Source organism: Halomonas sp. AOP7-B1-5, assembly GCF_052353045.1.
Classification (GTDB): Bacteria; Pseudomonadota; Gammaproteobacteria; order Pseudomonadales; family Halomonadaceae; genus Vreelandella; species Vreelandella colorata.
Map to the genome: position 1 here is coordinate 1 of NZ_JBQTDC010000067.1, position 8932 is coordinate 8932.

Consider the following 8932-nt stretch of genomic DNA (forward strand, 5'->3'; position numbering starts at 1 on the left):
TGCGGCACACTTCTTTCCATAACGATCTGTTCTTCGGCGTTTTGTGCGGGGACGATCTGTCTGGGAACGAACCATGGGCATCCCGAAACGGGATCGTCATGTATTTCCGCCTCGATCTCGAAAACCCGGTGCAGGATCGACGGGGTGATAACGTCCCGCGGTGCACCGTCGGCGACGATGCGGCCATCGCGCAGCGCAACGATGCGATCGGAATAGCGCGCCGCCAGATTGAGATCGTGCAGCACCATGACGATGGTGCGGCCATGCGCGCGGTTGAGTTTGCGCAGCAGTTCGAGAACGTCGAGCTGATGCGCGATGTCGAGATAGGTCGTCGGCTCGTCGAGAAACATGATCTGCGTCTGTTGCGCCACCGTCATGGCGATCCAGACCCGCTGCCGCTGCCCGCCCGAAAGCGCATCCACAAGCGTATCGCGCCACGGTGCGACGCCGGTCATAGCCATGGCGTGCTCGACCGCCGCCCGGTCTTCCTCCGTCGTCAGGCCGAAAAGCCCCTGATGCGGCGCACGGCCATAGGCGACCAGTTCGTGAACATTCAGGCCCTCGGGAACGACCGGCCCCTGCGGCAGGATCGAGAGCCTGCGCGCGATGTCGCGCGTCCGCATCTCTCGAATATCCCTGCCATTGAGCAGAACCTGTCCACCCAAAGGGTCGAGCAGCCGACCCAGCCCCTTGAGCAATGTCGATTTGCCCGACCCGTTGGGGCCGACAAGCGTCGTCACCGTGCCTTTCGCGATGGAAAGACCGACGTCATGAACGATGGTTTTCGTCTGATAGGCCAGATCGAGGCCTGCGGCCGCAATCGAGGTCTGGTCCGGATCGACTGTCATGGCGTAAACACCGGCACCGGCGGTTCGTCCGAACCGCCGGTGCGCTCCTGTCAGAATTTGATTTTGAGGGAACCGATGATACTGCGCCCGTCGACATAATCGCAATAGCTGGCGCTGGTGCAGCCGCCGACAGCTTTTTTGTCGGCAAGATTAGTCACCGACACCGCCAGTTTCGACCCGTCTAGATTGGGCGAAAGCCTGCCGAGCTCGTAGGCCAGCATCGCATCGCCCAACGTATAGGCCGGAATGGGCTTGAGATTGTCGTCATCGGCATACATGCTTCCGACATAACGCACGCCGCCACCCAGCGTCAGGCCGTCGAGAACGCCTTCGCGGAAGGTGTAGTCGAGCCAGGCCGAGGCCATATGATTGGGCGTATTGGTCGTCCTGTTGCCCTCATAGCCGTCATTGCTGCTGGTAACCTCGGCATCCATATAGGTATAGCCGAAGGAGGCATTGACCTTCTCGGTCAGGCTGATCTTGCTTTCAAGCTCCAGCCCGCGCACACGCACTTCGCCGGTCTGTACCGAAAAATTGCCGCAATCGGGCAGATTGGGCGCCGCCGCGCAGGTATGCTCATGCTCATTGTCGGCCGTGGTCACATTCGTCCGCTTGAGATCATAGAGCGAGGCGGTGGACACGCCATTGAACCATTGCGGTTCGTATTTCAGACCGATTTCCCATTGCTTGCCTTCGGTCGGCTTGAAAGTCTCGCCATAATAATCCGTACCGGAAGTCGGCTCGAACGATGTCGAATAGCTGACATAGGGCGCAAGACCGTTATCGAAGAGATAGAGGAGACCGGCGCGGCCCGTCAGGGCATCGTCACGCGTTTCCGTTGTCAAATCGGTGAGAAAATTATCGTTGGTGGTGTTCGCCCAATCCTGACGCAGGCCGGTCAGCAGGCGCCAGTTGCCCAGAGACATCTGGTTTTGCGCATAAACACCATATTGCTCCAGCACGACATTGTTGTCAGTGCGGCGCGCCAGCGTGGGCAGGCTATAATTGCCGTAAACCGGATCGAACAGATTGAGATCGAGACTGGAATTGGTTCCGGAGAGTGAAAGATTGTCCGAGGAAAACCGGCGATAATCGAAACCGGCGATCAGTTCGTTGCGGGTATCACCAATGTCAAAATCATATTTCAGGCTGTTGTCGGCTGCGATGCCGCGCGTGGTCGCCGCCTGATTAAGCGCCGGCCGGCTGACCGTTTTCTGATCGGCTTTCAAGGCACCGAGTCTGAAGGAGGTCGAATTGACATCGACATAGGTGAAACGCAGGTTCTGGCGAAATTCCAGATCCTCGTTCAGCTTGTGCCTGAAATCCGAACCGACATAATATTGCTTGCGGTCGTAATCGCAGAAAGTTGGATCGCAGGTATAGATCCCGCGCGGAAACTGACCGTTGATATTGGGCAGGATGGTTCCGACCGCAGGCAGATAGCTGCTCGAATTACCTTCCGGATCGCGCTGCAACGCCGCCCTCACCGTCCAGTTCGTGTCCTCCGAAGGACGCCAGGTGAAAGACGGAGCGATGGCGTAGCGCTCTGTCTCGCCATAGTCCGAATCGAGATCGGCCCTGCGGCCGACGCCGGCAATGCGATAGCTGAACGTTTCATCCGCGGAAACGCCGTTCCAGTCTATGGTCGTTTCAAGGTGTTTGTCGGTGCCGACACTAAAGCCGATCTCGCGGTCGTTATTGCCCAGCGGGCGCTTGGACACCATATTGATCAGGCCGCCGGAACCGTTCTGGCCATAAAGTACCGAAGCGGGCCCCTTGAGAACCTCCACACGCTCCAGCAGAAACGGGTCCACCTGCGCGACAGCGAGCGTACCCGAAGGTGTGAGCTGGGTTCCGTCAAGGTAGATATTATTGATGCTGTAGAAGCCGCGAATGCGGATTCGGTCGAAATAGCTGGTGCTTGGCTGGAATTCGGTCACCACACCCGGCGTATAGCGCAGCGTTTCCGCAAGCTTGGAGGGTTTCAGCGTCTCGATCTGCCGTGCCGTCACCACATTGATCGTCTGCGGCGTTTCCAGAATGGGCGTGTCGGTCTTAGTCGCGGTCGCGGAGAGATGCGCGACGAAGCCTTGCGCAGGGCCCCAGGCGTTCTCGCCCTGCCCGTTGACCACGATGGTCGAAAGAACGGTGGACCCATCGGGCGCAATGCCTGCGCTCCCCTCCCTCGGCAGCGGTTCCAGAGTGACGGTGTCCGAAGATGTGAACCGATAGGAAAGGCCGGTGCCTGCCAGAAGACGGCTAAGCGCCTCCTCACGGCTCATATTGCCACGCACCCCTTTCGTCTGCTTGCCGCGAACCAAATCGGCCGGATAAAGAACCTGAAGATTGGCATTGTCGCCGAAGCGCGAAATCGCAGCCCCCAGGGGACCGGCAGGCACCGAATAAGAGGCCGGGACGGTTTGCGCCATGCTTTGGGTGGCGTAAAGCGTAACCGCCAGTAAAGCCGAGGACGATGCAAGAAGGGCAATCGCCATCTTTCGCATATGCGCCTTCATGGTCCCGCCGGTCAGAAATCCGGTTTGCCGCATCATTTCCTTTTCCCTCTCCTGTCTGTTTTCAGCCCGCTCGGGATGCTTTCAGGACGACGTGTTGCGCTTCCTCGATGATCCTGCCGCTCCCTTTACCAATAACCAAGGGGAGCGTGACCTGCGGATGACCAAAGTTCAGCAGAAGATCTCGGGCTGTTTCCGCTCTTGGGAAGGTGCCGAGATCTTCTGCCGGATGCGTAGCTTCCTCTCGACCGCCGTCAAGCAAGGAGTGGCGGCGCATACCGCACTGGAGCAACTGTTTGCCGGTGACGTGCCATCCTTTATGCAGCAAGAAGCCACGGCTCAGGCAGCGTAAGCTGAATAGTTACAATTCAGGTTCATTCTAGTAGTTCGCTTTGCCTTTGACAAGAGGCGCGCCCGTGTGGTGCCCCCGAAAGGCAGGAGCTTATGGCAAGTTCACAACTTGCGCTGTTCAGTTCTCAGGACGAGGCGGACTTGTACCACGACAGCAACAGGAGCGGGTTTTTCTCGCTTCTGGTTGACGTTCGCGGCGACAAGCGCCAGTCCTCCCACCGTTTGACGGACATGGCCACCGTGCTTAGTTTGGTGGACAAGACCCGCGACACTTGGATGTCACAGGCCGAGTTCATCCGGCCCAACCGGCGCGTCGTGAACCTCTCGCGGCTGGGCTTGCTGTTCACCGACCTTGATACCTACCGCGTGCCCGCGCTGGCCGGTCGCTCACCTGACCAACTGGCCGCGTCCGTCCTGTACTTCTGCGCCGAGGAAGGCGTACCGCCACCGTCAGTGCTGATCTACAGCGGCCGGGGAATACAAGCCAAGTGGTTGTTAGAGGGCACGATTCCACGTCAAGCCCTGCCCCGCTGGAATGCCTGCCAACGCTACCTTGTTGATCGCCTCGCGCACGTCGGGGCCGATCCGATGGCCAAGGACGCCAGCCGCGTGCTGCGCACCGTCGAGACAGTCAACAGCAAGAGCGGCGAAGTCTGCCGAGTGGTTCACGTTCAAAACGGCCACGATGGCCAGCCTATCCGCTACAACTTCGAGTATCTGGCCGAGTCCCTGCTACCGACAGCCCGATGGACTATCGAGCAGCAACGGCAGGAGCAACAGAAACAGGCCCAGCAGCGCGCAACGAGAAAGCCTTTCCTTTTGGTGCCCGGCGGCAAAGCCGACCATCTGCGCGGATTCTCCGGCCGACAGCTTGCGTGGGATCGCCTCGAAGACCTGCGCAAGCTGGCCGAGCTGCGCGGCGGCGTCGGCGAAGGCAGCAGGATGCAACACCTATTTTGGCGGTTGAACTTCCTGCTTTTGTCCGGTGCGACCAACAGCAAGCAGATGTACCACGAAGGGGCCGCGCTGGCCCGCGAACTTGATCCGCAATGGAATAGCCGCTCGAAAGAGCTTATGACGCTGTTCAGCAAGGCCAAAGCCTACGAAGCAGGGGAGAAAGTCAGCTTTGGCGGCAAGGACTACTCGCCGCTGTACACGCCGAAGAACGACACCCTGATTAACCTGTTCAGGATCACCGCAGACGAACAGAAGCAGCTAAAGACCATCGTCAGCCAGGCCGAGGCCGCAGAACGCCACAGGAAGCGCGAGGAAGACCGTAGACGCGCTGCCGGGGCGGTAGACCGTCAAACGTACCTTGAGGCCGCCAACGCCAAGCAGGCGCAGGCACAGGCTCAGCCGTGAAGGATTGAGCGTACGGGCCATCGCAAAGCAAATGGGTGTCTCAGCTATGACGGTATCGAGGTACTTAAAAGCCCCTCAAATCGAGTGTAACAACTCCGTGCGTATTACTAATGGCGAAGCCCCCGTGCTTTTGACGGCGGCCCGTTCGCGGTGATACAGGCCCTTGGGTGGGGGTGTAACAAGTCCGTGCGTATTACTAATGGCGAAGCCCCCGTGCTTTTGACGGCGGCCCGTTCGCGGTGATACAGGCCCTTGGGTGGGGGTGTAACAAGTCCGTGCGTATTACTAATGGCGAAGCCCCCGTGCTTTTGATCGGCGCAGCCGGGAGTAGCCCCGTGATGAAATATCACGAGTAGCCCGCAAGGCCGTTAGGCCGCGCAGCCCCAGCAGGGGGCGAAGGCTTTGGCCACTGATGACAGGTAACGTCGGTGCAGTTCGATAGGGAGTGGTAAGCGATGCGCTCAAGGCGATTTGATGATGCCCGGATCAACCACTTGCGGATTGTGCCGGTGCTCGCCGTGCTCGATGCGTTGGGCTTGTACTGGAAGCGTGACGCCACGTTTCAGCCGGTTAAGGACAAAAACACAGTGCGCGTGCATGTCTCGCTTGGGGGGGCCGTGGTCGAGCTGCTGGCCACAGGGGCGAAGTGGTACGACGTGCAGGCCGACCGTGGCGGTGGCGGGGCGATTGATTTGGCCATGCACTTGCTGCGCCTCGATTTCGTCAACGCGGTGAAACGCTTGCACGCGATACCGTAACCCTAGATCGCGTACCGTCGCGCAGAATCGCATTTAATCGCGTAGAGTCGCACTGCATAGGGTGCTGCTACGTGAAATCTGGCACCAACTGCTGCTTTGCGGCGGCGACAAGCGCAAGCAGAACAGCGACATTGACCGCGCCTGCGCGTACTGGCGCGACTGGCAGGAACGAACAGGAGATTGAACGATGAAAGACAGATCACACGACGCGGCGATGGCCGAGGTTTTCCGCAGCGATCCGGCCTACGCGGTCGAGCTGCTGAACAGCATCCTTGAAGACGGCGAGCAAGCCGAACTGTTGATTGCCCTGCGCCAGATGGCCGAGGCGTTCGGCGGCGTGCGCAGCGTGGCCAAGTCGGCCGAGCTGAACCCGTCGCAGCTCTACCGCACGCTGTCGGAGAAGGGCAACCCCGAGGTGCGCAGCCTGACCGCGATCCTGCGCGTCATGGGCCTGCGTCTGGCCATCCAGCCCATCCAACCGGCGGCCGCGACCCACTGACCACCCTTCCCTTTTGGTGCCCAACAAAAAGCCCGCTATCGAGCGGGCTTGTTTGTTTCTGGCCGGTTGTATTACTTGGCGTCTCGCGTAGCCCTGAACATCAGCTTGAACATCGAGCAGGCCGGTGGCACCAGTAGCGACAGAACCCCGATCACGAACAGAACTTGCGGGGTGGCAAATCCGGCGATGTGAGAGTGCGCGATGACTTCAATCAGGCTTTCAAACGGCACGTTCGGATCAGACGGCGCAACCATCGACAGGTTGATGCCCAGCCACAGGCCGAAGATGCCGGGGAACAGCCAGAACCCGAAGTAGTCGGCAATGTCCGAGGCGATCTTGAACAGCGCGAACACGATCAGGGCCGGAACCATCATCAAGAACAGCAGGATTTCAAACAGTGCAGCCAACATAAGCGATCCCTCTAAGTAGTTGTTGCGTCAAAGAAAAAATGATCCAAACAACACGCCGAGCACGAATGGCAGGATGCCGGACGATCCTCGACGGGGTTCCCGAGCTTCGAGAACCTTCCGGCGCAGCTCGCGGCGGCGATCCTTGAGGGCCTGCCGTTCTGCTGCGATCCGGGCCGCTTCGTGGGCCTCGCGCTGCTCTGTCAGGTACTGCTGCCACCCTACAGTAGCTATTCGAGCTGCGACATTACCAAGCCCGCTCACGACGGTGGCAGCGATCAGCCAAACACTGAACCCCATAATCCACCATATGATGCTTTGCATGAAATTTGTCATCGACAGCAGCCCTGTCGCGTCGGCAGGCGTGACGCTGCCCTGCGGCTGCGTGGTGTTCGCTAACCACTCAAATACAGGTATCGTCACGTTGCCAATGTCACCCATTGCAAAGCGGATCGCTTGCCACGCGACTACCAGTCCGCCGACCGACGAAAACACGTTGATGGCTTTGCCACATGCTTTCCGGTTCATTTTTACCTCTCATTTCTCCAGTACGTCACGCCGTCGTCGCACAGGTAGCCAGTCTGATCGGGCGACCGATCCCCTGCGATGAACGCCACGCTGCCGCGTGTAGTGATGCCGACGCCGCCGTTGCTATGACCTTCGCTTTTGCCCACTACCTTGCAGTTGTGCGCAGCCTTGAATGCCTCCCATTCGTCCGGCTTGGGCGTGTAGTTGTCCCACATGGCCGAAGCCATCAGCGCGATAGCCAACACTGCCGGGGTAATAGGAAGCACGCCATTGCGGAGTGCGCCCCACGTGATCCAGCCAGCGCAGACGGCCAATGCCAGAACGAAGGGGATCACCACCCACGGGCTGTACTGCGCCGGGTTGATTCCGCCATCCATACCTATTCCCTCAATGTCGAGGCACCGGGCCGAAGCCCGGCCGCCTCATTTCAGTAACACCACCACCAGAGCGGCTACGGCGACCAGTGCGGCCACCCCGGACAATACGGCAGCCACCACCGCGCTTGTCTTCGCCACCTGCGCATCGCGGCCGTTGGCCACCGCCTCACGGCTGGCGGCCTGCACCTCTGCGACCTGACGGCGCAGGTCTTTACCTACGTCCTTGACCACCTCGGCAACCGACTGGCGCAACTGGTCGCTGACGTAGTTGGCCGAGTCGGTGATGATCTTCCCGGCCGTTTCCTTCGACTGCTCGACCTGCTGTTGCAGCGTCACGGTCAACGTGCGGTTGGCTTCATCGTACTGATCGGAAATCAGATCGAGGTAGCGGGCCAGCACTAGCTCGTTGACCGTGACCGTGACAAGAATGGGGTCATCCTTGCCAAGCAGTACGTTGTGGCGTATGGCGACCTCTTTTCGTATGTCGTCAAAGTCGATCATCACGACCCCCTTAGATGATCGTGTCGAGCTGCTGGAAGATCGAAGACTTGACTTTATTCAAGCGCGACTTGGACATAAGGCCGAAGTCAGGTGATTGCTGAATTTCGTCAAATGTCAACTTACTGTCGAGCATAAGTTTCACGTCTTCGCCGTAAGTGCTGCCAGTCTGGCGAGCAATGCGGACAATGCCATGCACGCGGTCTTTGTTGGCTTGATAAACTTTCATTTCCTCGAAAGTTTTGCCATCGGCTTCAATGTCGCCAAAGAACTCATTCAGCCAAACAACCAAGCGCGCATCGCCCGGCATTTGTTCGCACAGCGAAGCAAAGCCGCCCAAAGTATCGCGCAGCGCCTGCCCACCAGTAATAACGGTGTGGATATAAACCTGCTTGCCATTTTCGGCGATCAGGTTAATTGCATCGTTTTCTGCCAGATAGTAAGACAGCGGGATAAACGAAGCCGCGCCGTTATCGACCACGAAATCAGAATCTTGTTCTACGATTTGTTCAATCAGTCGGTCGAAATTACGTTCTACCAGCGAGCCGTCGCGCATCAGTTCAAGGCGTTGAGTATCCAGAGCCTTATAACCGGCAAGAGTGGCATTTACCGGGTCGGTATCATATACAACCAACGGGCGAGTTTTGCCCTTGATATATTGTGCGATAACGGACGCGATCAGCGATTTACCGACGCCGCCTTTACCTTGCAGAATGTAATGAACTTGGCGGATAAGTTCGTTCATGGTTGAAGGGGTAGTGTTATTAGCCATATTTTGTTCACTCCTGTTA

11 protein-coding genes and 1 pseudogene are annotated in these 8932 nt (G+C 58.6%); 5 read left to right on the plus strand and 7 right to left on the minus strand.

Translation table 11 applies throughout. The features are described from left to right. The coding region (locus tag ACT3XD_RS18815) for an ABC transporter ATP-binding protein (protein ID WP_444280661.1) at nucleotides 1-848 on the minus strand (848 nt) is incomplete at its 3' end. Nucleotides 849-898: 50 nt separating this feature from the next. Further along, nucleotides 899-3400: a TonB-dependent siderophore receptor gene (locus ACT3XD_RS18820; protein ID WP_444280662.1), complete on the minus strand. Its 2502-nt coding sequence runs from the start codon at nucleotides 3398-3400 to the stop codon at nucleotides 899-901. A gap of 43 nt (nucleotides 3401-3443) precedes the next feature. On the opposite strand from ACT3XD_RS18820, the pseudogene ACT3XD_RS18825 reads away from it, so the two are divergent. The 5 genes and pseudogenes from ACT3XD_RS18825 to ACT3XD_RS18845 form a co-directional block, all read left to right on the plus strand. Beyond that, nucleotides 3444-3713 (plus strand): annotated as a pseudogene (locus tag ACT3XD_RS18825) (IS66 family transposase); the annotation flags it as partial. A gap of 92 nt (nucleotides 3714-3805) precedes the next feature. Beyond that, complete coding sequence (locus ACT3XD_RS18830) at nucleotides 3806-5074, plus strand: replication protein (RefSeq protein WP_225736358.1); 1269 nt, start codon at nucleotides 3806-3808, stop codon at nucleotides 5072-5074. A gap of 4 nt (nucleotides 5075-5078) precedes the next feature. Next, on the plus strand, nucleotides 5079-5228 hold the full coding sequence (locus ACT3XD_RS18835; protein WP_444280663.1) for a hypothetical protein: 150 nt from the start codon (nucleotides 5079-5081) through the stop codon (nucleotides 5226-5228). A gap of 301 nt (nucleotides 5229-5529) precedes the next feature. Further along, the gene (locus ACT3XD_RS18840; protein WP_192539793.1) at nucleotides 5530-5832 is read left to right on the plus strand and encodes a hypothetical protein; all 303 of its coding nucleotides are present in this window, start codon (nucleotides 5530-5532) and stop codon (nucleotides 5830-5832) included. Nucleotides 5833-6019: 187 nt separating this feature from the next. Further along, nucleotides 6020-6331, plus strand: coding sequence for a helix-turn-helix domain-containing transcriptional regulator (locus ACT3XD_RS18845; protein ID WP_192539792.1), 312 nt, complete (start codon nucleotides 6020-6022; stop codon nucleotides 6329-6331). A gap of 71 nt (nucleotides 6332-6402) precedes the next feature. Here ACT3XD_RS18845 and ACT3XD_RS18850 read toward each other — a convergent pair whose 3' ends face one another. From ACT3XD_RS18850 to ACT3XD_RS18870, 5 genes are all read right to left on the minus strand, one after another. Further along, nucleotides 6403-6741, minus strand: coding sequence for a hypothetical protein (locus ACT3XD_RS18850; protein ID WP_020309013.1), 339 nt, complete (start codon nucleotides 6739-6741; stop codon nucleotides 6403-6405). A 27-nt stretch (nucleotides 6742-6768) separates the two neighbouring features. Then, on the minus strand, nucleotides 6769-7266 hold the full coding sequence (locus ACT3XD_RS18855) for a hypothetical protein (RefSeq protein WP_192539791.1): 498 nt from the start codon (nucleotides 7264-7266) through the stop codon (nucleotides 6769-6771). A 2-nt stretch (nucleotides 7267-7268) separates the two neighbouring features. After that, nucleotides 7269-7643, minus strand: coding sequence for a hypothetical protein (locus ACT3XD_RS18860; RefSeq protein WP_192539790.1), 375 nt, complete (start codon nucleotides 7641-7643; stop codon nucleotides 7269-7271). A 45-nt stretch (nucleotides 7644-7688) separates the two neighbouring features. Continuing rightward, nucleotides 7689-8144, minus strand: coding sequence for a conjugal transfer protein TraM (locus tag ACT3XD_RS18865; RefSeq protein ID WP_192539789.1), 456 nt, complete (start codon nucleotides 8142-8144; stop codon nucleotides 7689-7691). 10 nt (nucleotides 8145-8154) lie between these two features. Continuing rightward, the coding region (locus tag ACT3XD_RS18870) for a nucleotide-binding protein (protein WP_444280664.1) at nucleotides 8155-8932 on the minus strand (778 nt) is incomplete at its 5' end.